The 26,070-nt window shown below is 70.8% G+C and carries 26 protein-coding genes and 4 pseudogenes; 15 read left to right on the plus strand and 15 right to left on the minus strand.

Features of this window, described 5'->3' with window-relative positions:
* Nucleotides 1-10: 10 nt before the first annotated feature.
* Nucleotides 11-607, minus strand: coding sequence for an FMN-dependent NADH-azoreductase (locus G4G31_RS14255; RefSeq protein ID WP_182988244.1), 597 nt, complete (start codon nucleotides 605-607; stop codon nucleotides 11-13).
* Nucleotides 608-721: 114 nt separating this feature from the next.
* Here G4G31_RS14255 and G4G31_RS14260 point away from each other — a divergent pair, with 114 nt between their 5' ends.
* On the plus strand, nucleotides 722-1,387 hold the full coding sequence (locus G4G31_RS14260; protein ID WP_308621493.1) for a LysR substrate-binding domain-containing protein: 666 nt from the start codon (nucleotides 722-724) through the stop codon (nucleotides 1,385-1,387).
* The gene (locus G4G31_RS28420; RefSeq protein WP_308621495.1) at nucleotides 1,369-1,635 is read left to right on the plus strand and encodes a LysR substrate-binding domain-containing protein; all 267 of its coding nucleotides are present in this window, start codon (nucleotides 1,369-1,371) and stop codon (nucleotides 1,633-1,635) included. Before G4G31_RS14260 ends, G4G31_RS28420 begins: the two co-directional genes overlap by 19 nt.
* Nucleotides 1,636-1,704: 69 nt before the next feature.
* Here the strand turns inward: G4G31_RS28420 and G4G31_RS14265 are convergent, their stop codons facing one another.
* The 5 genes and pseudogenes from G4G31_RS14265 to asd form a co-directional block, all read right to left on the minus strand.
* On the minus strand, nucleotides 1,705-2,001 hold the full coding sequence (locus tag G4G31_RS14265) for a hypothetical protein (protein ID WP_182988245.1): 297 nt from the start codon (nucleotides 1,999-2,001) through the stop codon (nucleotides 1,705-1,707).
* A 53-nt stretch (nucleotides 2,002-2,054) separates the two neighbouring features.
* Complete coding sequence (locus tag G4G31_RS14270; protein WP_229424977.1) at nucleotides 2,055-2,597, minus strand: hypothetical protein; 543 nt, start codon at nucleotides 2,595-2,597, stop codon at nucleotides 2,055-2,057.
* Nucleotides 2,598-2,773: 176 nt separating this feature from the next.
* Nucleotides 2,774-2,866 (minus strand): annotated as a pseudogene (locus tag G4G31_RS29170) (hypothetical protein); the annotation flags it as partial.
* Nucleotides 2,867-2,940: 74 nt separating this feature from the next.
* Complete coding sequence (locus G4G31_RS14280) at nucleotides 2,941-3,306, minus strand: DUF4190 domain-containing protein (RefSeq protein ID WP_182988248.1); 366 nt, start codon at nucleotides 3,304-3,306, stop codon at nucleotides 2,941-2,943.
* 266 nt (nucleotides 3,307-3,572) lie between these two features.
* Nucleotides 3,573-4,424 carry an archaetidylserine decarboxylase gene (asd, locus tag G4G31_RS14285; RefSeq protein ID WP_182988249.1) on the minus strand — a complete coding sequence of 284 codons (852 nt, stop codon included), beginning with the start codon at nucleotides 4,422-4,424 and terminating at the stop codon, nucleotides 3,573-3,575.
* A gap of 272 nt (nucleotides 4,425-4,696) precedes the next feature.
* Here asd and G4G31_RS14290 point away from each other — a divergent pair, with 272 nt between their 5' ends.
* Nucleotides 4,697-6,847, plus strand: a complete 2,151-nt coding sequence (locus G4G31_RS14290; protein ID WP_229424978.1) for a TonB-dependent siderophore receptor — start codon at nucleotides 4,697-4,699, stop codon at nucleotides 6,845-6,847.
* 115 nt (nucleotides 6,848-6,962) lie between these two features.
* Here G4G31_RS14290 and pepA read toward each other — a convergent pair whose 3' ends face one another.
* From pepA to G4G31_RS26165, 6 genes and pseudogenes are all read right to left on the minus strand, one after another.
* Nucleotides 6,963-7,817, minus strand: coding sequence for a flocculation-associated PEP-CTERM protein PepA (pepA, locus tag G4G31_RS14295; protein WP_182988251.1), 855 nt, complete (start codon nucleotides 7,815-7,817; stop codon nucleotides 6,963-6,965).
* A 140-nt stretch (nucleotides 7,818-7,957) separates the two neighbouring features.
* Nucleotides 7,958-8,622: pseudogene (locus G4G31_RS14300) on the minus strand (HD domain-containing protein).
* 177 nt (nucleotides 8,623-8,799) lie between these two features.
* Nucleotides 8,800-9,330: pseudogene (locus tag G4G31_RS26160) on the minus strand (reverse transcriptase-like protein); the annotation flags it as partial.
* 33 nt (nucleotides 9,331-9,363) lie between these two features.
* Nucleotides 9,364-9,981 (minus strand): YXWGXW repeat-containing protein, encoded by a 618-nt coding sequence (locus G4G31_RS14310; RefSeq protein ID WP_182988252.1) that lies wholly within the window; start codon nucleotides 9,979-9,981, stop codon nucleotides 9,364-9,366.
* Nucleotides 9,982-10,197: 216 nt separating this feature from the next.
* Nucleotides 10,198-10,437 (minus strand): hypothetical protein, encoded by a 240-nt coding sequence (locus G4G31_RS14315; RefSeq protein ID WP_182988253.1) that lies wholly within the window; start codon nucleotides 10,435-10,437, stop codon nucleotides 10,198-10,200.
* 158 nt (nucleotides 10,438-10,595) lie between these two features.
* Nucleotides 10,596-11,201 carry a hypothetical protein gene (locus G4G31_RS26165; protein WP_229424979.1) on the minus strand — a complete coding sequence of 202 codons (606 nt, stop codon included), beginning with the start codon at nucleotides 11,199-11,201 and terminating at the stop codon, nucleotides 10,596-10,598.
* Between the two features lie 103 nt (nucleotides 11,202-11,304).
* On the opposite strand from G4G31_RS26165, the gene G4G31_RS26170 reads away from it, so the two are divergent.
* From G4G31_RS26170 to G4G31_RS26200, 7 genes are all read left to right on the plus strand, one after another.
* On the plus strand, nucleotides 11,305-12,579 hold the full coding sequence (locus G4G31_RS26170) for a hypothetical protein (RefSeq protein ID WP_229424980.1): 1,275 nt from the start codon (nucleotides 11,305-11,307) through the stop codon (nucleotides 12,577-12,579).
* A gap of 202 nt (nucleotides 12,580-12,781) precedes the next feature.
* Nucleotides 12,782-15,019, plus strand: coding sequence for a hypothetical protein (locus tag G4G31_RS26175; RefSeq protein ID WP_229424981.1), 2,238 nt, complete (start codon nucleotides 12,782-12,784; stop codon nucleotides 15,017-15,019).
* Between the two features lie 41 nt (nucleotides 15,020-15,060).
* Entirely contained in the window at nucleotides 15,061-15,300 is a 240-nt protein-coding gene (locus G4G31_RS26180) for a hypothetical protein (RefSeq protein ID WP_229424982.1), read from the plus strand.
* The gene (locus G4G31_RS26185) at nucleotides 15,297-16,373 is read left to right on the plus strand and encodes a hypothetical protein (RefSeq protein WP_229424983.1); all 1,077 of its coding nucleotides are present in this window, start codon (nucleotides 15,297-15,299) and stop codon (nucleotides 16,371-16,373) included. Before G4G31_RS26180 ends, G4G31_RS26185 begins: the two co-directional genes overlap by 4 nt.
* 296 nt (nucleotides 16,374-16,669) lie before the next feature.
* The gene (locus tag G4G31_RS26190; protein WP_229424984.1) at nucleotides 16,670-16,939 is read left to right on the plus strand and encodes a hypothetical protein; all 270 of its coding nucleotides are present in this window, start codon (nucleotides 16,670-16,672) and stop codon (nucleotides 16,937-16,939) included.
* On the plus strand, nucleotides 16,936-17,316 hold the full coding sequence (locus G4G31_RS26195; RefSeq protein WP_229424985.1) for a hypothetical protein: 381 nt from the start codon (nucleotides 16,936-16,938) through the stop codon (nucleotides 17,314-17,316). Before G4G31_RS26190 ends, G4G31_RS26195 begins: the two co-directional genes overlap by 4 nt.
* Nucleotides 17,317-17,673: 357 nt before the next feature.
* Complete coding sequence (locus G4G31_RS26200; RefSeq protein ID WP_229424986.1) at nucleotides 17,674-17,943, plus strand: hypothetical protein; 270 nt, start codon at nucleotides 17,674-17,676, stop codon at nucleotides 17,941-17,943.
* A gap of 198 nt (nucleotides 17,944-18,141) precedes the next feature.
* Here the strand turns inward: G4G31_RS26200 and G4G31_RS26205 are convergent, their stop codons facing one another.
* Entirely contained in the window at nucleotides 18,142-18,678 is a 537-nt protein-coding gene (locus tag G4G31_RS26205) for a hypothetical protein (protein WP_229424987.1), read from the minus strand.
* A gap of 155 nt (nucleotides 18,679-18,833) precedes the next feature.
* Between G4G31_RS26205 and G4G31_RS14345 the strand changes: the two genes are divergently transcribed.
* The 3 genes and pseudogenes from G4G31_RS14345 (at nucleotide 18,834) to G4G31_RS26210 (ending at nucleotide 22,678) form a co-directional block, all read left to right on the plus strand.
* A complete protein-coding gene (locus G4G31_RS14345) occupies nucleotides 18,834-20,255 on the plus strand; it encodes a hypothetical protein (protein ID WP_229424988.1) in 1,422 nt (473 codons plus the stop codon).
* A 9-nt stretch (nucleotides 20,256-20,264) separates the two neighbouring features.
* Complete coding sequence (locus G4G31_RS14350) at nucleotides 20,265-21,530, plus strand: serine/threonine-protein kinase (RefSeq protein ID WP_182988254.1); 1,266 nt, start codon at nucleotides 20,265-20,267, stop codon at nucleotides 21,528-21,530.
* A gap of 275 nt (nucleotides 21,531-21,805) precedes the next feature.
* Nucleotides 21,806-22,678, plus strand: a pseudogene (locus G4G31_RS26210) (formylglycine-generating enzyme family protein).
* A 261-nt stretch (nucleotides 22,679-22,939) separates the two neighbouring features.
* Here the strand turns inward: G4G31_RS26210 and G4G31_RS14360 are convergent.
* Nucleotides 22,940-24,487: an FHA domain-containing protein gene (locus tag G4G31_RS14360; RefSeq protein WP_210283908.1), complete on the minus strand. Its 1,548-nt coding sequence runs from the start codon at nucleotides 24,485-24,487 to the stop codon at nucleotides 22,940-22,942.
* Nucleotides 24,488-24,552: 65 nt separating this feature from the next.
* Nucleotides 24,553-25,236 carry a PP2C family serine/threonine-protein phosphatase gene (locus tag G4G31_RS14365; protein ID WP_229424989.1) on the minus strand — a complete coding sequence of 228 codons (684 nt, stop codon included), beginning with the start codon at nucleotides 25,234-25,236 and terminating at the stop codon, nucleotides 24,553-24,555.
* Here G4G31_RS14365 and G4G31_RS26215 point away from each other — a divergent pair.
* Together G4G31_RS26215 and G4G31_RS14370 are read left to right on the plus strand one after the other, a co-directional pair.
* Entirely contained in the window at nucleotides 25,208-25,519 is a 312-nt protein-coding gene (locus G4G31_RS26215) for a hypothetical protein (protein ID WP_229424990.1), read from the plus strand. The two genes, G4G31_RS14365 and G4G31_RS26215, sit on opposite strands and share 29 nt — an antisense overlap.
* 87 nt (nucleotides 25,520-25,606) lie before the next feature.
* Nucleotides 25,607-26,065, plus strand: a complete 459-nt coding sequence (locus G4G31_RS14370) for a GNAT family N-acetyltransferase (RefSeq protein ID WP_182988256.1) — start codon at nucleotides 25,607-25,609, stop codon at nucleotides 26,063-26,065.
* Nucleotides 26,066-26,070: the final 5 nt, after the last annotated feature.

The raw sequence follows: 26,070 nt of genomic DNA on the forward strand, positions 1-26,070 counted from the left end.
GCCGTGCGGCTTACGCCAGGGCGGCTTCGATGGCCGCGTCGGCCTCGGCCCGGCCCTTCGCCGCGGCGTCCGGGCCCATCGCCTGGCCGGCCGAGTACACGAAAGTATGGTCGGTCATGCCCAGGAAGTTCAGCAGCATGCGCACGAACGGCACTTGCGGGTCGGCGTCAGCCGGGTAGATGCCGCCGCGGGAGGTCGCGACGAAGACTTGCTTGCCCTTCAAGAGGCCTTCCGGGCCGGACTCGGTGTAGCGGAAGGTGACACCGGCGCGGGCGATGGCATCGAACCAGCTCTTCAGTTGCACCGGAATGCCGAAGTTGTACATCGGTGCGCCGATCACGACCACGTCCGCTGCCTGCACCTGGGCGATCAGGGCGTCGTCCAGGGCCACGCGCGCGGCCTGCTCGGGGCTACGCTGTTCAGCCGGGGTGAACAGGGCACCCAGCGCGGCTTCGTCCAGTTGCGGGTGCGGATTGCGCGCCAGGTCGCGGCTGACGACGGCCGCGTCCGGGTTGGCGGCGGTCAGCCTGGAGACGATGCTCGCGGCGACACGGTTCGATTCGGATTCGGCACCGCGCAGGCTGGAGGTGATGTGCAGGATATTCATGTTCGGTCTTCCTCTTGGATGATTGATGTGTCGATGGGTCCACTTTATCAATTCCAAAAACGTGTCGGAAGACCTTAGAATGGATAACATTATTCAACCAATGGAACAATCGCCATGGAAGTGGAACCGAATGACTTGTTGCTGTTCGCCCGCATCGTCGAGGCCGGCTCGTTCAGCGCGGCGGCACTGCGGGTAGGGCAGCCGAAGTCGACGGTGTCGCGCCGCATCGCCCAATTGGAAAGTACGCTCGGCGAACGGCTCCTGCAGCGCACCACACGCAAATTGATGGTGACGGAATTCGGCGCCAGCCTGCTCGAACACGCGCGCAAGGTGGCCGACGAAGCCGAGGCTGCCGGGGCGCTGGCCCAGCATCGCCAGGCTGCGCCCAGCGGGCGCTTGCGCATCTCGCTGCCGGCCGATTTCGCCAACCTCGGCATGAGCGCGATGATCGGGCGCTTCCTCGATCGCTATCCGGCCGTGAACGTCGAACTCGACCTGTCGCCGCGCCGGGTCGACCTGGTGGCGGAGAACTTCGACATCGCCATCCGCATGGGCGACCTGCCGGACGATTCCTCGCTGAACGCGCGCCGCGTCACCCTGCAGCGCTTCGGCCTGTACGCCTCGCCCTGCTACACGGCGCTGCGCGGCCTGCCCGAGCATCCGGACGACCTGCTGGGCCACGACCTGCTGTGCCTGCTCAGCCGCAGCGGCGGCGCCGTGCCCTGGGTGCTCCAGCGCGGCAAGGTGCGCTGGGGGCGCGCGTGCCGCCGGCGCGGCTGACGGCGAACTCGCCCGACCTGCTGGCGCGCATCGCCTGCAGCGGTGCCGGCATTGCCGCCAGCTCGGAACTGTTCGCCCAGCCATTGGTAAAAAAGGGGGAGTTGGTGCGGGTACTGCCGGAGTGGGACTTGCCGGCGGCAACCGGCTGGGCGGTCTTCCCGGGCCGGCGCCTGATGCCGGCCAAGACCCGCGCTTTTCTCGACATGATGGACGAGATGTTTTGCGGCGAAGTGGCCAGGTCCGGCTGAGGAGCTGACCCCTTGAAGGGAAACGATGGCGCGCGCGGCGCCATCGGGTCTCCAGGCTGGGCGCCTGGATTACTGGGACGGATCGTTCGATGCGTCCAGCGCGAGCAGCTTGCCGTCTTCGAAGACGTCGCCGTCCTTCAGTTCGGCCGTGGACATGCCGCCCATCTTCGGCAGTTCCAGGGCGATGCGGTCGCCGCGCTGGGTGTAGCGGCCTTGCGGCGCGCAGGTGCCGAATTCCGGCGTCGTCTTCACGTCGCTGCCGTCGATGAGCAGGAAGAAGAACAGGGTTTCGCAGCTGTTGCCGCGTCCGCCGCTGCTGGCCATCAGGATCGCTTCGCGTCCCTGCGACAGGGTGAAGCTGCGCACCGGGAATTGCCAGGGCGCGTCGTTGCCGTCGAAGAGGGCCTTGCCGTTGAGCGTTACGCGTCGCTCGTCGAACTCGCCGCTGCGGACCAGTGGACCGGCCGAGGTGGCCAGCGCCGTCGGCAGCGAATCGGCGTTGCTGTCGATGTTGCCGCTGTCGCTGACTTGCGCTGCCTGGGCAGGCGCGGCGGCCGCGGCGGCGGGTGCCTCGGGGCGGCCGGCTCGGCGTTGGCGGCGATCGCATCCTCCAGCGAGACCTCGGCCGCGGCCTGCTGGGCGCGGTTCTTGTATGCGACATACGAGGGGATGGCGACCGCTGCCAGGATGCTCAGTCCAAGGATGCCGACGATCAGGCCGACGCCCCAGCGCGACCAGCTTTTCTGGACCCGGTTGAAATGCTCCAGGCTTTGCCAGTGGCCGTTCTTCCAGGCCATCTCGCGTCCCTTGATGCCGAGCCAGATCGCGACACCGAAGCCGACGTAGGGCACCAGGGCCAGGAGGCCGATCCAGGTGCGGTTGCCGATCGCCCAGATCCAGTTGAGGAGGAAGGCGCCCCAGCTCCAGCCCGCGACCCCGTCCGGTACGGCCGGCTGGGCCATCGGGTAAAGGCTGCGCAGGCGGCGGCACCTGTGCGGGCGCGGGGGCCGGCTTGTCGAGGCGAGGCAGCGGGGGCGGCAGGTCCGATGGCGGGGTGCCTGCGCCCGGCGGGTTCACGGGGGGGCGTTGCCGGCGCTGCGGCAGGGTCCAGCGGCTTGCCGCAGCGTTGACAGAAGGCGCTGCCCTCGACAGCCTGGGTGCCACAAGAAGTACAGAACATGTTCATTTCCTTAGGTAAAAGCGCGGCATCCGACCGCATCGATACGCGCATGGCGCTGCGTGTGCGGGCAGGCGGATGCCTGAAAAAAAAGGGGTGGCGAGTGCCGCGGTCTCGTGCGAACGGCTTCAGTCGACGAAGTTGCCGATGAGGGCCAGCAGGGCAATGACCGAGAGGATGACGGCGGCAATCGCCATCTTCTTGCCGGCCTCCTGGTTGCGCATGCTGACGATGCCGAACACGAGGCCGATGACGCTGAAGAGGAAGATGCCGGTGGCGGTATCGTGGTCCAGCGGCGCGTCGTCGAGCAGGGCCATCGCGCTCAGGAGACCGCAGATCAGTCCGCCGATCGGCAGCCACAGTCCGGGCTCGCCCGGCCTGGCCACCGCGGCAGGCGCGGCGTGCTGCAAGCCGCCGCACTGGGGGCAGGCGGGCGCCGATTCGTGGATCTCCTTGCCGCAGCATCGGCAAAACATCATTCCCGGTAACTTCATGCCCCAATGTCTCCAGTCGTTTCATGGACGCGCGCAAGCTGCGCGAGTTGCGCCATTTTAACGGGTGTTGCCTATCGGAAAACTATTGAATTGTCACAGGGCGGTGAGGGGACACATGCGGAGGGTGAGGCGGGGGTGCCTGCCGGTGTGGAAGATCGAGAACGCGCGGCAGGCACGCGGATGAGGGCCGCGCGCCAACGACCAAGCGCCAGGCAGCTTGGCGCCCGTTCCTGCGCTGGCCGGCGAGTGTCGGCCGACCAGGCCGATCAGGCCGGCCGGTTGCCCATCATCTCGCCCAGGCGCACCTTGCGCTCCGGCGCCCAGTCCGGATTGAAGGCGATCGTCTTTTCCTTGAACAGCATCACGACCGTCGAGCCCAGCAGGAAGCGGCCCATCTCTTCGCCCTTTTTCAGGACGACCGGCTGCGAATCGTAGGTCCACTCCGAGATGCGGCCGTTGCGCTGCGGGTTGACGACGCCATGCCAGGGCGTGGCCATGCTGCCGACGATGGTCGCGCCGACCAGCACCATCACGAAGGTGCCGAACTGTTCGGACTCGAACACGCACACCACGCGCTCGTTGCGCGCGAACAGGCCCGGCACGCCGCGCGCCGTGGTCGGGTTCACCGAGAACAGCGCGCCCGGCACGTAGATCATGCGCGTCAGGCGCCCGTCGCAGGGCATGTGCAGGCGGTGGTAATCCTTCGGGCTCAGGTACAGGTTGGCGAAGCTGCCGTGCTGGAAGTGCGCCGCGAGCGTGGCATCGCCGCCGACGAGCTGGGTGGTGGTGAACTTGTGGCCCTTGGCCTGCAGGATATGGTGGTCGTCGATCGCGCCGAACTGGCTGATCGCACCGTCGACCGGGCAGACGAAGTCGGCCTGCGCCAGCGGGCGCACGCCATCCTTCAACGGGCGGGTGAAGAACTCGTTGAAGCTCGGGTAGCTGGCGATGTCCGAATTGGCCGCCTCGTCCATGTTGACGCCGTACTTGGCGACGAACCAGCGGATCAGGCGGGTCGTCATCCGGCCCCCGCGATGGCCGGCGACGCGCCCGGCGAACGAGGTCAGGGCCTGCTTGGGCAGGACATATTGCGGCAGAACTTTGAAGCGGTCGGACACGGTGGCAACCCTGATAACGAGTGACGATGGCGAATTATAAATAACGGACGTGCTGATGCATATCACTGTTTGCACCCGTCCATTCACCGCAGTGTAGCGCATCGGGCCGGGCGCGCAGGCGCGGCTTGCCCCGGAGGGCAGGTGCTGTTGGCGCATGCATATCGAAAATAAGTGCCCGGAAGCATCGCAAGCTTCCCGAACTCATGGACAATACCGGCTCGTTACCTTGTTCGATTGATATGCATATTCTTTCTCCGCTCCGCCTGACTTTCATGGCTGCCACCCTCGGCGCCGCCTTTCCCGCCCTTGCCCAGGACACGGCCGCCGCCGCCAAACCCGACACCACGACATCCGCGCCCGCCCAGCCCATCCAGAAGGTCGAAGTGCGCGGCGGCGCCGACAGCTATGACCCGCGCCGCGACGATACCGCCAGCAAGGTCGTCATCGGCCAGGAAGAAATCGCGAAGTATGGCGACACCAGCGTCGTCGACGTATTGAAGCGCGTGCCCGGCATCACAGTCAGCAGCCCGAACGGACGCGGCGGCGAAATCCGCATGCGCGGCCTCGGCGCCGGCTATACCCAGATCCTGCTCAACGGCGAACGCGCCCCGGCAGGCTTTTCCATCGACCAGCTCTCGCCCGACGTCATCGAGCGCATCGAGGTACTGCGCGCGGCCAGCGCCGAATATTCGACCCAGTCGGTGGCCGGCACCATCAACATCGTGCTGAAAAAAGCGATCCGCAGCGGCCAGCGCGAATTCAAGATCGGGGCGCGCGCCGGCCAGTTCCGCGGCCCGACGGCCAACATGCAGCTCTCCGACAAAGCCGGCAGGATGTCGTATTCGATCGCCGGCAGCGTGATGCACGAAACTTTCGACCGCAGCGCCGTCAGCGACGAGGCGGCCTTCGGCCCGGACGGCAACCCGATCCTCGTCCAGCACACCGACGGCGTCGAGGACGGGCGGCTGAACCTGTTCAACCTGGCGCCGCGCCTGAACTGGACGCTCGAGAACGGCGACACCGTCACCTCGCAGAGCTTCGTCAACGTGGCGCGCTTTCGCAACCACGGCGTCGACACGACGGCCAGTGTGCTCGGACCTGTCGCGCCATACCCCGTGCTGGACGAGGCCATGCGTTCGGACAACGACGTGCTGCGCACGGAGCTGAACTGGATCCACAAGATGGCCGATGGCGCCAAGCTCGACGTCAAGGCGGGCCTGGTCGGCGGCCGGAACACCACCATCATGCGGCGCTGGGCCGCCGTGCGCCCGCTCGACAACGTGGTGCGTTCCGACAGCGAGGAGCTTGGCGCCACCACGGTCGGCAAGTACAGCAAGACGGTGGCAAAGGGCCACGCGTTCGCCACGGGCTGGGATGCCGGCTGGTCGGTGCGCGAGGACGAGCGCCGCGAAAGCGAGACGGGGCGTCCCGTTTACCCGGAACTGCCTGGCGGCGAACAGTTCGAGGCGGAAGTGTCGCGCCTGGCCGTGTATGCCCAGGACGAATGGAGCTTGACCCCGCGCTGGTCGGTCTACCTGGGCGCGCGCTGGGAAGGCATCCGCACGCGCACGACCGGCAATACCTTCGATACCGGGCGTTCCAGTTCGAACGTGTGGAGCCCGGTGCTGCAGACGCTGTGGAAGATCCCGGAAACCAAGGGCGACCAGCTGCGCTTTGCCCTCACGCGCACCTACAAGGCGCCGCCGCTCACCAGCCTGATCCCGCGCCGCCAGACGGCGGTCGACAACCGCTCGACCGATCCCGATTACGCCGGCAACCCGGACCTGAAGCCCGAACTGGCGCTGGGCCTGGACGCCTCCTGGGAACACTACTGGGCCGAGGGCGCGCTGCTGTCGGTCAGCGGCTCGGTGCGCCGCATCGACGACTACACGCGCTGGCTGGTCGCCTTCGACGGCGCGCGCTGGGTGGCGATGCCATCGAACGCCGGGCGCGCCATCACGCGCGGCCTGGAAGTGGAAACGAAGTTCCCGCTGAAAGCGCTCCTGAAGGATGCGCCGGCAATCGACCTGCGTGCCAGCGTGGCGGCCAACTGGTCGCGCGTCGATGGCGTACCGGGACCGGACAACCGCCTCGACGGCCAGAATCCGCTGTCGGCCAACCTCGGCATCGATTACAAGCGCGGCGACCTGACGACGGGCGCCAGCTTCGCCTGGAAGGGAGGCGCAAACCTGCGCCTGTCGGAGCGCCAGACCAGCATCCTCGAGAGACGGCGCGACCTGGAAGCGTATGCCCTGTACAAGTTCAATCCGAAGCAGCAGCTGCGCGTGGCCCTGTCGAACATCCTGGGCGAGGACTTCGTCAACCGCGGCAGCTTCCTGGAAGAGGGGCGCGGCCTGGTGCAACGGAACGCGCGCATCGAGGGCGCACCCAGCCTGCGCGCCACGCTGGAACTGAAATTCTGACGGGAGGCGGGGCACGCGCCCGGCCTGCGGCCGAATGAAAAAGCCGCCTTTCGGCGGCTTTTTTTTCCTGCTTGCTCGCGACAGGCCCGGGCGCTTGAGCGCCGGGCTGCCATGATCAGCGTACGCGACGGCGACGAACCGCGGCCACGCCGAGCAGGGCGACGCCGAACAGCGCGACCGAACCTGGCTCCGGCACTTCGCTGGCGATCTTGAACTGGCCGTTGCCGCCGATGAAGAAGTGGTCGCCGGCGACGTTCTTGTAGCTGCCCTTGCCGCAGCCGGGACCCTTGAAGCCGGCCAGGCCGCAGGCCACTTCGCTGACCAGGCGGCTGCCTGGACGCGAGGTGGTGCTGGCGTTGGTGAAGGCGAAGGCGTCGACCGCGAAGCGCGACAGGTCGTTGCCCCGGCGGTCGAAGAAGTAACCCGCTGCCAGCATGCCCGGCTGCGCCGAGGCGAAGACGCTGACCTGGCCGTTGCTGAGCGGGCTGCCCTTGGCGTCGACGTTGCCGCCGCCGCCCATCAGGACGTCGAACGAGGCGATCAGGTTGCCCAGGTTGGCACCGTAGTAGCCCGCGGTCGAGCCATACTGGCCGGTCACCGGGTTCTGGTACATGCGGATGGTGCCGCCGGTGAACGTGAAGTCCTTGCCGTACGTGCCGGTGCCATAGGCGACCAGCACGGCGCTGATGTTACCGCCGGTGTAGTTCAGCGGGAACAGCTTGCCGTTGCTGTCGGCCTGCGACAGGTTGAACACGGCGTGTTCGGTGAACGTGAACGAGGTGGCGCTGGTGGCCTTCAGCTGGATGAAGCCGCTGCCGTTGATGTCGAGGTACTCGCCGATATCCTGGCCTTTATGGTACCCGCCACCATTCGGATTGAATACCCAGTCGTTCAGGATCGGCGCTGCCTGCGCGGCGCTGACGGACACTGCGAGGGCTGCGGCGCAGCCGAGTTTTTTAAGGAAGGTCATTGTCGTGTTCTCTGTGTGTGGAAATCCCGCGTCTTTACATGCAAGTAGCATGCCAGCAGGAAATTTCCCAACAGAATCAGCTACTTGCGGTTACAGCCACCACCCTCAACTTGCCCGCTGTAAAGTTTGCCGACACGAAACTAGCCGCCAGTTTCACCCTGCCACTCGTCCGCAAATGCGTTGCGAAACGATACCAGCATGGCCACGCGCTCCCCGGCCAGCGCCCGGCCCGCCGCAGTCTGCATCGTTGCCGGCAAGCCTGCAAGCTTGCAGGAGATATGGTCGAGCGCATAGGCACGGTCGTCCAGGCTGCGTGCGGCGGCCAGCGGATCGTCCGGGTGGGCGAGGGCGCTGCCGATCCAAACCGGCGATATAGAACATGCGCGCCAGGCCCACCGCCCCCGGGGCGTCGAGGCGGTCGGCATCTGGACGATCCGCGCCTCGATACTGCACGGGGCAATCGCGGCCGAAAAGCTGTGCGCTTCGATGGCGTGGGCGGTGGCGTCGAGCCGCCCCGCTGGATATCCGAGCGCAGCCAGGCGTTCGCGTGCCAGGGCGGCCGAGCGGCGCGAGGCCATGCGGCGCTCCGGATCGTCCTTGGGCAGGTTGACCAGGTCGTGCAGGTAGCAGGCTGCCAGCACGACCAGGGCGTCGGCGTCGGGATGATGGTCGAGCAGCAGGCGCGCGTTGCGCCAGACCCGCGCAAGTGGCTCGCGTCGTGGGCGCCGTCCGGCCCTGTCGAGCCGGCGTCGGCCGCCAGCGCTGCCAGGCGGACCCGCCATGCGCCGAGCTCAGGCGTGGACATCGTCTTCCAGGCTGCCCGCGCGCTGCGCGAGGGCGTCGGCTTGCGCGTTACGGTGGCGCGGTATCCAGCGCAGGGTGACCCCGGCAGGCGCGCCAGCAAGGCATGCACGCGCAGCCGGTAGGCACGCAGGGCGCCCGCGCCGGCGTCCTGCGGGCCATTGACGTCATCGATCACGACCTGGCTGTCGCCGAATACGGTGAGCCCGGTGGCGCCGTGGGCGAGCGCCGCTTCCAGCACGGCAATCAGCGCCAGGTACTCGGCTTCGCTGCTGTTGCCGTGGCCGGCTGCGCGCGACAGTTCGACCAGCTCGCCATCCGGGCCGCGCAGCAGGGCGCCGATGGCGCAGCGCCCGGGATTCGGCCTGGCCGAACCGTCGAACCAGGCACGCCAGCCGGTGGACGCGCCCCGGTGGCGCGCCCGCCGCTCGGCAGCTGCCTGCGCGCGCGTGTTGTGGCGCGCCTCCAGCCTGGCCGCTTCCTGCGCGCGCAGGGCGTCGCGCCTGGCAAGCAGCCCTGGCAGGCTGTCCGCGCCGGCGCTCGCCGTCAGCGTGGCGTGCAAGGCCTGCGCCAGCGGCATGCCGCTCTGCCGGGCCAGCCGCCGGCTGATGGCAAGTTCCTTCCTGTTGGCCGCCGCTTGCAGCCGCTCGAGTTCGTTCATGGCGGCAGCATACCCGATCCGCGGCGACCGGAGGACTGCCTCCCCGCCCATACAAGAGAGGACGGGGCAGGCCGGTGCGCACGCTCAGCGGCGGCGGGGATTGTCCGGGCTGCCGTCGCGGCCGTTGCGGATGCCGTCGCCGTCACGGTCGTGGTCGTACTTGTTGGGTACGCCGTCGTTGTCGCGATCGCGGTCGTACTGGTTCGGGATGCCGTCGCGGTCGGAATCGCCGCCATGGCGCTCGTAGCGATCCGGCATGCCGTCATGGTCGCGGTCGCGGCCCCGGTACTCGTGCGGGCGGCCGTCACGGTCGTACCAGACGTCGCGGCGGTAGCCGTCGCGGTAGCCGTCGCGGTAGCCGTCGTGGCCGCCATAGGCGCGGGCCTGGGCATACGGGTTCCAGCGGCCTTCCTGGATGAACCAGCGGCCCCCGCGCTGCTGCCATGCCGGCGGCGCGTAGACGTAACCGGGGCGTTCGACGATGTAGCTGCCTTGCACCCAGTGGTGACGGTGGCCGTTCCATGCCCAGTACCCCGGCGACCAGACATAGCCACGGCGCGCCACGGGCGGGCGTTCATACAGCGGTGCAGGCGGCGCCGAGCCGATGTACACCTGGAAGTCGGTCTGTGCCATCGATGGCAGCGGTGCGTAGGCGGCGGCGCCAATGGCGATCAGGGTAGCGAGAGTCAGGCTGCGTTTCATGTTCGTTCTCCAAGTCCAAAGCGGATGATTCACTATATCAACCACATCGGCGGCATGGGGCGTTTGAAGCATGTTCTTACATCTGAAACAGATTTGGCGAACGGATGCGGCAACGCGGGAACGGGCGGGAAACGGAGGCGGGACAGGAGGGAATGCAAGAGAAGAGGCCGGGCCGCGTCGAAGGGCCCGGCGTCCATCGGCCACGCGACGCGCGGCTCAGCTGCGGCTGGCACCCTTGCCGCGATCGGCAAGCAGGGTACGCCCTTGTTCGGCGGCGGCCGGGCGCTTGCCCTTCACGACCACGACGGCCATCCGGGTTTCGCTGGCGATGCTCGAATCCTGGATGACGGCGGGACGGGCCTGGGCTTCGGGCACGGCATCGGCGATATAGCTGGCCGAGCCGATAGCGGCGATGGCGACGACGAAAACGGCTTCCATGTGCTTGGCGATGTTCACAGTGTTTCTCCTTGCGGGTGGGGTGGCGATGTGTGCACTCTAGCCAGAGCGCCCCGCCGGCGTAAGCGGATTGCGACAAGCCGCATGAAAAGCGGGATGACCTGCACAAAACCGCACCTGACGGGGGCTAACCGGCCTTGAACGCCGCTCAAATGACGCTAACGCGAGCATAAGCTGCGCCACAGGCCTGTCCGGCGCCTTTCCGCTCCCCCCGCTAGCCGCAGGCGGGCGCGGCCCTTGCGCCGCCGCGAGGAGAACACATGCAGGGAATGATCGCCACCGCCGTCGCAAGCCTGGCCGCCAATCGCCGGGCCTGGCGGCGCGCGCGCAATGTGCGGGCTGGAAGCCGGAACGCGGCGCCTGGCAGGACGCGCGCGGTAGCGGCCACGGACCGGCAAGGCGCCGGCGCGCCGGCCTGGTGGAGCGCCCTCGGCGCACTGCTGCTCGTCGCCGGTGGCGCGGCCGTGATCGCACTCCACGCGCGCGCGCTCGGCGGCGCCGTCCTGCCCGCCGCGGGCGGCGGCGTGCACACGCTGGCCGCCTTCCAGGGCGCCTTGCCCGGCCTGGCCTTCAGCGTGCCGCGCGAGCCGGGCGTGAGCCTGACGCAGCATCCGGGCGGCGCCTTGCTGGTGGTGGCGGACATGCGCGCTGCGCGCCCGGTCGTCGTCGACCTGTGCCAGCAGATGCTCGATCGCGACAGCGGCCGCCTGGCGCCGCTGCGCGTCGGTGCCCGCTTCGGCGACGTGGCCCGCTGGGTGGCGCACAAGGACGGCGCGGCCAGCCCGGTCCTGCTGCGCAACGTGGTGCTGGCATCCGACGCGATGCCGCTGCTGGACATAACAGGCAGGGGCGCGCGGCGGGGCGCCCTTGCAGCTGCGCTGGCGTGGCCCGCCCGCAGTCAGCTGGGTCGGCGAGGGCGGCGCCGTCGTGCGCGGCGACAGCGGCAACGCCACGCTCGGGCGCGAAGGCTGGCTGGTCTGGGGCGGGCAGGGCGCACTGCGGGTGGCGCGGCGCGCAAGCGGCAGCTGCCCCGCAGCCGGGGAACTGGTGCTGACGCGCTACCATGCCGTGGGGTCGGCCGGCCCGGCACTGGTGGCGGCTTTTCCGCAACAGGGCCCCGTCCGCAGCGCGGTGCTGGCGCCAGGCGACTACCGGGTGCCGGCCGCGCCGCCCGCCGCGCTGGAAGACGCTGCGCTGTTCGACAGCCTGCTCGCGCGCGGCCTCCTGCGCCTGGCGCCGGGCGGACTCGTCGAGGTGGCGCCGCGCGACCTGGCCCTGTGGCGCATGGCCGGCGCCGACCTGCGCGCGGCCGACCTGCATCGCTGGGATGGCGTACGGCTCGACGCGGAGGGCCTGCGCCTGCTCGCCCGCCTGCACGGCCGCGCCGACGGTGCCTTCGTACGCGAGCAGGTACGCATTTTCAATGCCGAGCGGCGCCTGCTGGCCTGGCGCCTGCGTCCTGGCGGCCTGCCCGCGGGGAGCTGGCAAGCCAGCGTCGGCGGCGTGGCGGTGAGTGCCAGGGCGGCCATGCCGCCGGCAAGCAGCCGGCTCTTCGCGAGCCTGCCCGCGGGCTGGGCACCGTGGCAGCGCGTGGACGATTGGCCAGCGGGAGCCGGCGCTGCCGCGCCTGTGCGCCTGGTGCTGCGGCTGGGGCAGCCGGCCCGCGGCGGCGAACGCTTCGACCTGATGCTGGCGGGACGCCTGCGCGCGCTCGAGGGAGCCGCGCTGACCGGAGACCAGGCACTCTGCCAGGGGCGGGCCTGCCGCGATGCCGGCGAGGTGCGCGCGCTGACACTCCAGCTGCTTCCCGGGGCGCGCCAGGTGCTGCTGGAGGCGGCGCCGCTCGACCTGGCGGCCATGGGTACTTACGACGGTGCCTATCGCCACCTGACCCTGAGCGGCGGGCACCTTGCGTGGAAGGCCTTGCCGCCGCCCACGGCAAGCGGCACGACCGCTACTACCGAGGCGAGGATCAGCGACCGCCACGGCACCCCTTGTGGCAGGACGGCGCCACGACTGCCGCGGCCCGGGGCGCCGGCCTGTCGACCCTGCTTGGCCTGCATCCCGGCCACGCCGGCAGCATCGCCGGCATGCTGGGGCGCTTGCCCGCGTCCAATGGCGAGGCGCACGCCGCCCGCCTGACGCTCGACCTGGCCCTGCAGCGCGCAGCGCAGGGCGTGCTCGACTGCGTCGGCCTGCGCCGGGGCAGCTGGGACGGTGCACGCTGCCAGGGCGGCGGCGCCGTCCCAAGCGGACGCCAGGCCGGCCTGGTGCTGCTCGACACCGGCAGTGGCGACATCCTGGCCGCCGCCAGCGCGGGCGCGGCCGATACCTCGGCGTCCGCGTGGGAGGAAGTGCGCGATTTCGATCGCGCCGACCCCGCGCGCAGCCCGCTGCGCCAGGCGGCGCTGCAGCACGACGGCGGCGCCGAGCGCAGTCCGGGTCGACCTTCAAGATCGTCACCGCGCTCGGCCTGGAACTGGCGGCGCAGCGCGATCCGCGCCTGGACGCGCTGCTCAGCGGGATGGCGCTGCCCGGCATCAACCGCCTCGCCGCCGGCCGCGGCTTCGCTTTCCGCACCGACGCCGCGACCTATCCGAGCGCGGGCAGCAGCGCCCATATCACGAATTTCCGCGACCAGCAGCTCGACAGGCGTGCGAAGGACGGCAAGCTCGGACTGGCCGAGGCGCTGGGCTACAGCCTCAATACCTGGTTCGCCTGGACCGCGGAACTGAGCGACGCCAGCCTGTTCGGCCGTCCGGCGGGCGGGGCGCCCAGCCTGCGCGCGCTCGACCCCGAGGCGCTGGCCGGCGTGCGCCCGGTGGCGGACATGGCACGCAGGATCGGCTTCGAGCGCAGCCTGCGCCTGGACGGCGGCCTGCTGCCGCCCGACTACGGCTGGCGCCCCCGGGACGCGCTGGAGGCAAGCGTCGCCGCGTTCGACCCGATCGGCTCGCGCCACGAACTGCGGCAGATGGCGATCGGCCTGCGCATGCAGGCCACGCCCCTGCACATGGCGCTGGCGGCGGGCGCGGTGGGCGAAGGGCGGGCGATCGTCCCGCGCATGTTGCGGGAACTGGACGGGCGGCGCGCCGTCGATGCCGCTGGCGCGCCGCTGGGCGTGCGCCTGGACCGCATCCGTGCCGGCCTGCATGGCGTCGTCACCGAGGGTACGGCGGCGGGGGGGCCTTTCGCGATCCCGCTTTCGCCGGGCTGCGCGCCGGCCTGTATGGCAAGACGGGCACCGCGCCGGTCGGCCAGGACGGGCTGGCGACCGTCTGGTTCACCGGCTGGCTGGAACCGGGCAGCCTGCCGGGGCAAAGCCGGCGCCTTGCCTTTGCCGCGTTCGTCAGCCGTTCCGGCGAAACCGGCGGGGCGCATGCGGCACCGGTGGTGGCCGCGCTGCTGCGCACGATGGCAATGCAGCGGCCCGAGCCGGAGCACAACTGATCCGCTCCAGCGCGCCGTATTTCCGTGGTTCTATGGCATGATTGACAAAGTCCGTTATTCCACGGACATGCCCATGATCCGGAAGGAAGAGACAGGTATGCGTTTGCCGGGAACCCGGTACCAGGAGCCAGGCTGGGAGCAGGTGCGCAAGCTGCTGGGCGCCTGTTCGCTGGACGCTTTCGCGCGCGCCGGCCTGGCCACGCTGCTCGAATCGCCGCCACCGCAATCCCCGGACGACTACATGGACGCGCTGGCCGCCAGCCTGCACGGGGCGCGCCGTTCCAGCCGCGCACTGGCCCCCGGCAACAGCTACGGCGAGACTGTGTTCGAACTGGCCTTGACGCTGGCCTGGGAGCTGGCAGCGCGCCCGGCCGACTGGGAAGCCTTCCGCACCGCGATCGCCGCCGAGCATGCGCGGCTGCCGTCCTTCTGGGAGCGGCCTGGGGGCGAAGCGCTGCTGCGCAAGAAGGTCAACGATATGTACGCCGTCCTGCGCGACAAGGTCGACGCCGACAATTACCAGGCGGCCTGCGGCCGGCCCTGCAGCCCGAACCGGATCTACGCCTACCGCATGCTCGACACGGCCTACGGCGAGATCGCGCGCCTGTTCGACGCCTGGCGCGAGCACCGGGCGCAGGTGGGCGCGATCCTCGGCCGGCCCCTGGACGCCGCCGCGCCCATCGAAGTGCGCCAGCTGCGCTCGATCGGCGACTGCCGTCCCGAATGGATCCTGCGCTGGAGCGAAAGCCTGGAGCGCTTCACGGGTGCGGCGGGACCCCTGCACACGCGTTCCAAACGCTTCGACAGCCTGAAGGACAATGCCGGCAAGATCGGCGAGATGCTGCGCGAGATCGGCGAGTACGACACCCTCTCGAGCAACCGCGACCTCGACTGGCTGCACGAGCGCGGGCTTGCTGCCGACTGGATGGAGGACTACTGGCGCGTGCTCGGGGAGTCCGAGGCGGCTACCACGCCGGGGCCGGACCTGATCCCGGAGGCGCGCCAGGATGCGCTCGATGCGCCGGCCGGCGTGCCCGAAGACGCCGCTCCGCCGCTTGCGGACGAGGCCCTCGATGCGGCATCGGCCGCGGCGCGCGCGCTGGCCGTTTCACTTCCCCCGGCTATCTGGTAGCGGCACGCGCCGCCGAGGATGCGGGCAGCCTGACCGCACAGGTGCTGGCGTCCGATACGCTGCCGGTCCGGCTGGCGGTGTACCTGAAACTCCTGGGCGCCGGCGACGACAGCTATCCGCAGGCCTGGCGCGATCCGGCCAGCGGCGCACTGCCGACGATGGCGCAGCTGGCCGGCCTGGATGGCGTATCGCTGCCGACGCTGCGCAAGCGGCGCGACGCGGCGATTGCCCGGCTGACGGCCGCGATGGCGCAGGCACCACGAACAGGGAGACCCGAATGACTGCAAGTAGCGATATCGAAGGCAAACTGCGCGAGCAACTGCTGGTGGGACGGCGGGTGGAGGGCGACCGCCTGCTGCTGGGCGACGCCGTGCTGCGCGCCGCGCTCGACGGCAGCCGTCCGCTCACGGCCGGCGAGCGCGCCGCGTTGCAAGCCTCCCCATTGACCATGCGCCGCCTGCGCACGCTCGCCCTGGAGCGGCGGGCCGCCGCCATCGATGCGTGGCAGGGCAGCGGCGGCATGCTGCGCGCCGCCGACAGCGGCGCCGGATTGACGCAGCTGGCCACCGACGACGGCTGCTTCCGCCTGCACTTCGCCGGCAGCGGCGCCGCCTGCCGGGTCATCCTGCAGCTGCTGCCGGAGGCGCCATTCGCCGCGCGCCTCCTGCGCGAGGCGGTGCTGCTGCGCGTGCTCGATGGCGCCGGCACTGAAATACTGCAGGGGCGCCTCGATGCCGACGGCGAATGCGAGTGCGCCTGGCCCCTTTCCCGATGCGCCCGCAGAGCACTTCCAGCGCCGGGGTGCGCGCTTCAGCGTGCAGGCCACCTGAGGCCACGGAAAACGCCCATGTTCGAGCTCTTCAAGCGCGTCCCGAAACCCGCTCCTTTCGACGGCGCCGGGCTGGGGACGGCCATTGTGGCGCGCCAGATCGGCGGCGGCTGCGCGCTGCCGGCCGGCACGACCGGGGTGGCGGTCGACCGCGCCGGGCGGACGCGACGCATCGCTTGCAGCGGACGGGTTGCCCTGCTGGACGGCGAAAGCGGGTGGTGCTTCCATCCCGGCCCCTACGGGTGCGACCTGGTGCCGTTCGCCGCGAGCCCCGAGATCGGACTGCGCACCGGCTTCGTGATCGACAGCCCCGACCCGCGCGTGACCCAGCAGCGTTTCGACTTATTCCTCGCCAGCGAAGCCGAGGGCGAGCTGACCCTCGCCGGCCTGGTGGCGGCCATCGAAGCGGCCCTGCAGCGCGAGCTGGCCCGGGGAATCTGCTGCTGCCGCCATGCACGACGCTCGAGGAATGGAACGCGTTCCGGGCCGGTTTCAACCAGCTGCTCTACACCCGCTTCGGGCTGACGGTCGACGATTGCGTGCCGGTGGACCTGGCGGGCCGGGTCGAGTATGCGCAGATGCTGCGTGCCCGGACGGACGCAGCCACGGCGGCCGCGGCGGCGCCGCCCCTGACGCGCCCGCCACCGCGAGCGTCCCGCCGGGCTCGAGGGCCGTACCCGACCCGGCGCACGAGGATGCGCGTGCCTTGCGCCGCCTGTTCCTCGAGCTGCCCTGCGTGCTGTGCGGCCTGCGCATGGCGGCGCTGCCCACGGGCCAGGCGCTGTTCCGCCAGCAGCAGGCGCTGTTGACGCGGCTCGACCTTGCCAGCCTGGCCGCGAGCACGATGCCGGCGCTGGAGCTGGCGGCGCCCGGCCAGCCGCTGGCGCTTGACGCCCGGCTGCGCCGCCTGCGCCAGCCGCCGCCGCGCGGCCGCGGCGCTCGACGAGGCCTGGGCCCTGCTGGCGCGGCTGGAGCGCGCCGGCGACGCGGAGCTGGCTGCGCTCTTCGGCGATCTCGAACGCATCGTGGCCAACCTCGAGGAGGCGCTGGCCGCACGCAAACGCGTCGGGCCCGCGGAGGACGACGAATGAACATGCCATCGAAAACCGCAGACCGTGTGGACGTGCGCAGCCTGCTCGCCGACGGCGGCGAGGTGGTGGTGACGGCCACGCGCCGCCCGCGCGACGGCCGCGCCGACATCAAGTGCAGCGTGCCCGGCGCGCCGCAGCTGGCCCTGCGCATGCAGGCGGTGGCCCGGCTGGCGCGCCACACCGAGGCCAGCTACGACAGCCGCGACCAGGTCGTGATCAGCCTGGACCGCGCACCCGCGCCGGAGGAGCGCGACTGGGAACTGGCCGTGGTGCTGGCCGACCGCATGGTGCGCGGCCTGCTGCCGCCGCGCGCGCGCTGCTGGCCAACGGCTGGTCCGGTGCCTGGCAGCTGGGACGGGTCGAAGGACATGACGTGACGGGTGCGCCCGCGGGCGCGCTGCTCGGCGGCCCCGACCACCTGGGGCATCTGGGCACCCTCAGCGGCCAGCCCGACGTGGCCGCGGCCGTGTCGTCGGCACGTGCCTGGTTCCCGCTGCACAGCGGCGGCATCAACGACAGCCTGTGCTGGGTGGAGGTCAGTGTCTATCCGCTGGCGGCAGGCGCCGACGAGGAAGCGATCGCCGCGCCCGGCCTCGACGGGCCGCGCCAGGCGGCCTTGCGCCAGGTGCTGGCGGGGGCGCGCCATTTCGATGGAGCCAGGGCCGCACGCTGGCGCACCACCGTGCGGTTCGGCGAGGGAGGGCTTCCAGGGCGAATCATACGAACTGGCGCTGGTGCTGGCCGACCGCCTGGCGCGCGGACGCGAATTCGTGCCGCGCGGGCGCATCATCGCCAGCGGCTGTTCGCGCGCCTGGCATGCGGGAGCAATCGACCCGGTCGAGGGCCTGGGGCCGAAATGCGCGCTGATTGCGCGCGAAGCGGCAGCGGGCGACCGCGTGCTGCTGCCGCGCGCCTGGGAGCGCGACCTGCCCGCAGGCTTGCGCGAGGCGCTGGCGGCAAAGGGCGCGAGCCTGGCCTGCATCGAGCGGATCGGCATCATATGACGGGCGGCACAGGGCGGCGTGCGGCGCAGGGAAAGCCGCATCTGGCTGATAGAATCGGCGTAGAGCGCCTAACAAAACCTTCATAGCCGCGTTGCGGCTCCTCGCCGTACAGTCGTACTGTCTTCGTCGCCGCGCCTTGCTCTGAAGGTTTTGTAAGACGCTCTTGGCAAGAGGATGGCGGCCTTATCGAGGTTGAAGTCACGAAGATGGAGTCGGATCATGTTCCAGATGTTCGGTTTTGGCGGCACCCGCTGCCCGCGTTGTGAGCACAAGAGCGCCGGCGGCGACCACTATTGCGCGGCCTGCGGCATGACGCTGGGGGCGCCGCGCAGCGCGCCGCTGCTGCGCGAAAACCGCTGGATCGCCGGCCCCGACGAACTGGCCGTCTTCTTCGGCGTGCGCGAACTCTCCGGCCTGTTCGTGAAAACCCTGCGCGTGCCCGCCACCGCCCGCGCCTACATCCTCCAGGGCGAGCGTGCCACCGAGGTGCCGCAGGGCGAATACGAGATCGAAGGCTTTTTCACGCGCCTGAACCACCTGCTGCGCGATGGCCATGCCGAGATCCTGGTCACGCGCACGAACGCCTTGCCGGTGGAGTTCAGTCTTGAAGTCGAGACGGCCGAACACCTGGTGGTGGAGGCGCGTTTCACCGTCGACCTGCGCATCGAGAACGTGCCGGCTTTTGCGCGCCACTTCATGACCATGCCCGGCACCGTGACGGTGGCCCAGCTGCACGAACTACTGGCGCCCGGCGTGCGCCAGCTTGCCGCCGAATTCATCGGCAGCCAGTCGCTGCGCGAGATGGCGGCCAACCGCGCATTGCGGCAGCAGTTCGACGAACGCCTGCAGGGGGCGCGCTGCGCCTGCAGCTGGCCGGCTATGGCCTCGGCGTGGCGGCCGTGCAGACCCTGGCCCTGCGCCACGACAAGTTCGATGCCAACCGTGCCCGCATCGGGACCCTGTGGCTGGCCGCCGACGAACGCCGCGTCCAGATGGAGCATGCGCGCCAGCTCGAGGAACTCTACGACGAAGGGGAGTGGCACAAGATCCGGCGCGAAGAAGGGGAAGCGCGCCTGCGCCTGCGCCGCCGCCGGAAGCGCGCCAGGCCGAGACGCTCGAACGGGGCGAGACGACGCTGGCCAATTCCGAACGCTACCTGGCCCTGCGCACGCGCGAGATCGAACTGTACGGGCGCATTGCCGAAGCGCGCTCGCGGCGCGAAGCCATCGACCGGGGCGCCGGCGAAACCCTGGCCGAGCTGGAACACGCGCTGGCGCGGAAACGCGGCGTCCGCGCCGGCGAGGCGGCCGAGTGGGCGCAAGTGCAGGCGCTGGCGCGGATCCGCATGCGCGGCGCGCTCGAACTGGCGCAGCAGGAAACGCTGCAGGCACGCCGGCTGGCGCAGCAGCGCTTTTTCGCAGCAGCTGCTGGTGCAGCAGATCCGCAACAAGGTCGAGCAGGCCGCGGCCATCGAGGACGCCACGCGCCGCCGCGCCGAGCTGGCGCGACTGGCGGCAAGCGAAGCGCAGGCGGCCCAGCAGGCCTGCGAACTCGACGAGGAAGAGCACAAGGCGCAGTTCGACCTGGTACGGCTGGCCAATGCCGCGCGCCGCCGCGCCGCCGAGCGCGAGGAAGAATGGCTGGAATCGCAGCAGGCGGGACGCCTGCGTGCGCTGCAACACAGCCAGGACCTGGAAGCGGAAGGCCTGCGCCAGCAGATCGAGGCCTTGCGCCGCGCCGGAGGGCAGGAGGATGCGATCGCCCAGCACGAGAAGCTCCTGCGCACGATCGATGCCGAAGCGCGCCAGGCACGGGCGGCGAAGGAAGTCGAGCTGCTGGCCCAGGAGCGCCAGGCCGCCCATGAACTGGCCCGCGCCGAAGCGCTCGACCGGGTTGACGACACGACCAAGCTGGCGGTGGCCGCGGCCCCCAACGCCGCCGTGCTGGCCGACTACCTGAAGACGCGCGTGCACGCGGGGATGGACGCCGGCCAGCTGGCGGCGCTGGCCGGCGTGGTCGCCGCCGGCGGCGCGGTAGGCGCGCTCGATGCCGCGCGCCTGGTGGAGGAAGCGGCCGAACGCGAACGGGCGCGCCGCGACCTCGAGGTCGACAAGGACCGCGCCCACCAGCTGGCCTTGCTGGCGCTGCAGAACGAGGTCAACAAGGCGGCGCTGGGCGCGCAGGCGCAGGTGGCCGGCGGCGTCGGCGCCGCCCTCGTGTCCGCAAGCGCCGGCGCCCGCTGCGCGAATGGCCACGCGCTGGCGGCGGGCGAGCGCTGCTGCGCCGCCTGCGGTGCGGCGCGCACTGGCTGAGCGCAAGCGATGCCGACAGCCCTCGACAGGATCCGCGACCTGCGCGCGCTGCACGCGGACGGCTTGCTGAGCGACGCGGAGTTCGCGCAGCGCCGCGACGCGCTCCTCGACGCTGTGCCGGCCGCGCCGGCAGGGCCTGCGCGCGGCACCGAGCTGGGACTGATGCAGGGCCAGCACGTGGGCCCCGCCGGCCGCCGCTACCGTCTGGAGCGCCTGATTGCGCTTGGGGGCATGGGCCAGGTATGGCAGGCCACCGACCTCGCCACCCATGCGGAGCTCGGCCATAGTGCCCAGGTGGCGCTGAAGATCCTGGCGCCCGAACTGACCAGCGCAAGCGGGCCCGCCCGGCTGCTGATGCAGGAAGCGACGCGCGCGCGCCGCCTCGCCCATGAACACATCGTGCGTGTCTATGACTGGGCCCAGGACCCGGCCACGGCCAGCTTTTTCCTCATCATGGAGTGCCTCGAAGGCGAGGACCTCGAGCGGCTGCTCGCGCGCACCGGGCCGCTGCCGCTGGCGCGCGTGCTGGCGCTGCTGCAGCCGCTTGCCGCGGCGCTCGACTATGCCTGGGCAAAGCACGGGCTGGTGCACCGCGACATCAAGCCGGCCAACGTGTTCGTCACCGGGAAGGCCGAAGTCAAGCTGCTCGACTTCGGCATCGCCGCGCGGGCCCGGGCTGGCGGGCATCGCGGCGGGACGCCCGCCTTCGATGCGCCGGGCGCATCCGGCACGCCCGGCTACCGCGCGCCGGAAGCCGGCACGCCCGGCCTGGTCCCGGCGCGCAGTCTCGACGTTTACGCGGTGGCACGCATGATCGGGCAGATGCTGACCGGGGCGCTCCCTGCGGGGCCAGGGCACGAGCCGCCTCCTGCCGCTGGCCTGGCCCCAGCCGCGTGGGAGCTGCTGCGCGCCGGCTGGGCCGATGATCCGGCACGGCGGCCCGAGAGCGTCAGCGCGTTGCTGGCGCGGTTGGCCGCGGCTGCCGCGCCGGCGCCGATCGGCTGGGCAGCGCTGCCGCGGCGCGAAAAAACGCGCTGGCGGATGGGCCGGCTGCCGGCCCGGTCCCGGACGCCGGCGATGGGCCGGACGAGATCCGGGACGAGACTCGGGACGAGACTCGGGACGAGACCCCGGACGAGATCCGGGACGAGAAGCCGGACGAGACGCCGGACGAAACGCCGGACGAGAAGGCGGACGCGGGAACGCCGCAGCCGATTCCGCCGCCACCGCCAGTCGAGAGCCCGCGCCTGGCGCCGCTGCCCATCGTGCAGATAGGCCACGCCACTGCCGTGCAGGCCGAAGCCGGACGCGCGCTGCGCGAGCAGGCACGGCGCGCGCGCGACGAGGCCGATGCGGCCCGGCGCAGCCGGCGCGAAGCCCTGCGCGAACAGCTGGCGGCGCGCCGCGCCGAAGACGCGGCCAGGGCGCGCGAAGCCCGGGAAGCGCTGCAGCGCCAGGCATTGCAGGCAAAAGCGGCCGCAGCCTACCTGGCCGAGCAGGAACGCGAACGCAGGCAGGTGCCTGCGCACCCGGACGCGGCGTCCTCGCCCATGCCACCGGCGGCGGCAGTGCCGACGCTGCGCGACCGCTTCCTCGCCGGCGACGCTGGCGGTCCGGAGATGGTGCTGCTGCGCGCCGGCCGCTTCCAGATGGGCTCACCCGAACACGAGCGCGCGCTTGCGCTGGCCGAGGGCGCGAGAAAGCACTGGCTCGCACGCGAAACGCCGCAGCGCTGGGTCGGCATCGAGCGCCCCTTCGCACTCGGACGCTATCCGGTGACGGTCGGCGAGTGGCGTCGATTCGTGGAGGACTCCTCCTGGCGCGGCAGCGGCGACGTGGACTGGGCTTCGCCCGGCTTTCCCCAGTCCGACCTGCACCCGGTGGTGGGCGTCAGCTGGCATGACGCCGGGCGCTACCTTGCCTGGTTGAGCGAATGTACCGGCTGCCGCTACCGCCTGCCCAGCGAAGCCGAATGGGAATATGCCTGCCGCGCCGCGACCAGGTCGGCCTTCAGCTTCGGCGAGCGCATCGACACCGGGCTGGCCAACTACGACGGCAACTTCACCGGAATGGCGGCGAGCGCGGCGCCTGCGTGGCCGGCACGACGGCGGTGACGCGCTTCCCCCGAATCCCGGGGTCTTCACGACCTGCACGGCAACGTCTGGGAATGGGTACAGGACAGCCTGCAGGAGAGCGATCAAGGCGCGCCGCGCGACGGCAGCGCCCGGGAAGAGGGCAAGGAGAACGGGGCCGGCCGCGACCGCCGCGTCCTGCGCGGCGGCGCCTGGCGCTCGCCTCCGCGCGACCTGCGCTCGGCCCTGCGCAACGGTTTCTCCAGCACGCTGTCGAGCAATATCGTGGGCTTCAGGGTGGCGCGCGAGCTGTCCGACGCCGAGTGCCTGCCGCTGCAGTTGCTGGCGTGAACGCCCACCCGCGGACGACCGCGCCCGCGCCCGATTCCTGACGGCTAGCGTGCGCAAGGCGGCAATCGCAAGGAGTAGGCTGTGGCCTGTCGAATGGTCCATCCACCGCACTCGAAAGGAAGCGCCATGAACATCCCGGAGCACCTGCGGATTCCGTTGATCGTGTTCGGGCTGCAGGCCGCCTTGCTGGCGGGCTGTGCGCTCATCTTCATCGTGATGTTGCCGCAAGGGCACTGAGCGTACCCGGACCCGGGCGCGGCCCTAGAGGCTCAGCGCAAAACCGTGGTCGTGCGCCGCAGGGGACGGCAGGGACAGGCGCAGCTCGGGATACGGATCGGTGCGAAAGCGCCCGTCCGCGGGCCAGCCGCTCAAGCCGCTGGTCGCCGCCGTCGGGCTGAGCGCGGTCTCCACGCCCGTGCCCGGATCGAGATGCCAGAAGCCGCCGTCGCGGTGGAACAGCAGCGGCAGGCCGGGCGCGCCCTGGCCCGGATGGCTGCCCGGATGGCGCTCGGGGTCGAGCAGCCAGATGGCCTCGTGCGCCGCGCCGGCGTCCGTCCGCTGCAGGACGATGCCGTTCGGCAGCACGGCCGCCACCTCGAGCACGACCACGCCGGGAATGCTGGCGGTGAACGCCAGGCGCATCCCGGGACGCAGGGGCAGCGCCATGTGCTTGCCGGGCCAGGCGCCATCGACCAGCAGGCCATAGCGCGAAACGTCTTCGATTTCGTAGCCCGCGCGGCCGCGCCGGATCAGCGCATGCCGGGCCGAGATGCGCCGCGTCAAGCCTTCGTGTGCGATGCCCTGGCCGTCGTGGTGGGCGAGCAGCACATCGGCCATGGCATCGGGCTCCAGGCGCCCCAGTACGCATTCGTCCAGCGCGAACAGGCGCAGGTAGCGCGCCTGGCCTGCTTGCGTTGCCGGGCCGGCGATACAGGCCGCGCTGGCGGGGCAGGCATGGGCGGGGGCGCGCGCCGGCGGGTCGGTCTCGAGCAAGTCCTCGTCCCAGGCGATGCTGGAAAAGCCGAGGTCGATCTTGCCGCCGCCGGCATCGAGGTCGAGATGGGCGATGCCGGCATTGTAGGCGCTGACGTCGATGTCGAGCCGGCCGCCGCCATCGAGCTGCCCGCGCACGCGGGCAATCGAGCCGTCGTCGGCGCTTACGCGGACGTTCTTGTGGGTGGCAAGGAAGGTCTGGTGGATTTCGTGCAGGCTGGCGTCCAGCCGCGGCGCCAGGATGAGCAGGGTCGCCACCCAGGTGCGCGCAGGCAGGCCAAGGGCTGGACGGCTGCGCAGTTCAAGCGCGATGCGGTATTGGCCGTGTTCGAGGTCGCGCGAGGAAAATTCGAGAAAGACCGGCAGCCATTCGCCGCGCAGGGTGCGGGTGAAGGCGTGGCGCGCACCGCCGTCGAGGCGCAGGCGCGAACTGGCGAGCAGGGTGACTTCGCGCGCGCAATCGGCCGGCATGCCGCGCAGTTCCAGCTTCAGCAGCTGGCGCCCGCCGGCCGCGCGCGGGTCGAAACCGCTCACATGCAGGTGGGGACGGACCGGACTTGCGGCGCAGCGGACCGGGCCGCTCGGCAGGATGGCCGCTGCCTGGACGACCGCGGCGGCAGCGGCGATGTCCCTGGCTTCGCTATCGACCGTGCCGATCTGGCGCGCCGCTGCCGCTGCGGGCGCCGGCTGCGCGTGGCCGTGCGCGCAAGCGCCGTCCCCGGGCATGACCCAGAGGGTGCAGTGCGGATGATCGGGATTGCTGCAACGGTTCATGGTCGGCGAGGTCGTGGGAGTAGCGTCTGCCTGGCCGAGCATACGCCGATCCGCCCAGCCGTGGCGCCCGCCTGGGCTCGCCGCACCGTGTTTTCCTGACAGGGGAATCAGGCGGAGGGCAGCGCAGTCTCGTCGCGGTGGGGGCCCCGCGTGCGCAGTACGATGGCGGTCAGGTTGTCCGGCTGCAGGCCCACCGGCGGGCGCAGCGCGATCTCGGCGAACAGGGCCTCCACGCAGGCGGCCGCACCCGCGCCGGCGAACAGCCGCGGCCAGCGCGCGACGAACTCGGCCGGATCGAGGCAGGACCAGAAGCCGTCGCTGGCGAGCAGGTAGCAGGCGTGCGGCCGCAGCGTCACGGCGCGCCGGTCCGGCAGCGCGCGCAGCCAGGGTGGCAGGATGTCGGGCGTGAGGGCGAACAGGGCGTCGTCGAGGCGGGTCGGATCGACGAAGGTATTGCCGAGGATGAAAGCCTGGGCGATCTGGGGCGCATGCGCGCCATGCACGGCGCGCCGCCATTCGTCTTCGTCGACGAGGCCGGCCAGGGCCAGCACCGTGGCCGGTACGTGGTCGATCGTCAGTGTCCGCAGGTCGTCGGCATCGATTTCGTAGAGGCGCGAGTCGCCGGCGTGCCAGAGCAGCGCATCGGCGCCGGGCGGCAGTTCGAGCAGCGTCAGTGTCGTGCCGGGACGCGGTCCGGCCAGCGGCGCGAACTGCCGCTGCAACTGGCCGTGCAGGGCGTCGAGGTGGGCGGACAGGGTAGGGATGTCGCTGCAGGCCGGGAGGCCTAGCAAACCCCTGGGCGAGCGCCTCGGCCGCTTCGCGACCATGGCCGTGGCCGCCCATGCCGTCGAGCACGGCCAGGCGCACCTGGCCGGGCGGCCAGCCGGGAACGCGGCGCCGCTGTGGCCTGCCCTCGACCAGGCAGGCGGCGTTGCCGGCGGCGTCGATGAGCACGCAGTTGTCCTGGTTTTCGGCGCGCTGCAACTCGCCGACGCCGAGCGCGCTGCGCGCCGCAACGTCCAGGTGGGGACCGAAGTCCAGGCTGTCGAACATGCGCCTCGCTGCCTCCTGTGATGGGTGCGGTGGATGGGGAAAGCCTGCCGGGGCTGGCCGGGCCAAGGCCCCTATGGTATGTTAAGGTTTTGGAAACGCCAAGCACCCATGCTGATTCGTCCCTTCGAAGCTGCCGACCTGACTGCCGTGGCCCGCCTGTTGCGCGCCAGTGCCAGCGAATTCATCGTGCACGAGTCCTCCCCGGAGGGCGCGGCCACCTTCCTGCGCGAAAACGACGAGGACGGACTGCGCGGCTATCTCGCGCAAGGCTACGCCTACCACGTGGCTTGCGATGGAGACGCGCTGGCCGGTTTCGTCGCGATGCGCGGCAACGACCACCTGTTCCACCTGTTCGTCGACAAGCGCTGGCATGGGCAAGGCCTGGCGCGGCGCCTGTGGCTGGCGGCGCGCGACGCGGCGCTCGCGCGGGGCGGCAGCGGCAGCTTCACCGTCAATGCCTCGAATTTCGCGATGCCGGTCTACGAGCGCTTCGGTTTCGTGCGCACCGCGCCCACCCAGTGCGTGAAAGGCCTGTACTTCAACCCGATGCGCTTGACGCAGGATTGACCCTG

Source organism: Massilia sp. Se16.2.3, assembly GCF_014171595.1.
Classification (GTDB): domain Bacteria; phylum Pseudomonadota; class Gammaproteobacteria; order Burkholderiales; family Burkholderiaceae_D; genus Telluria.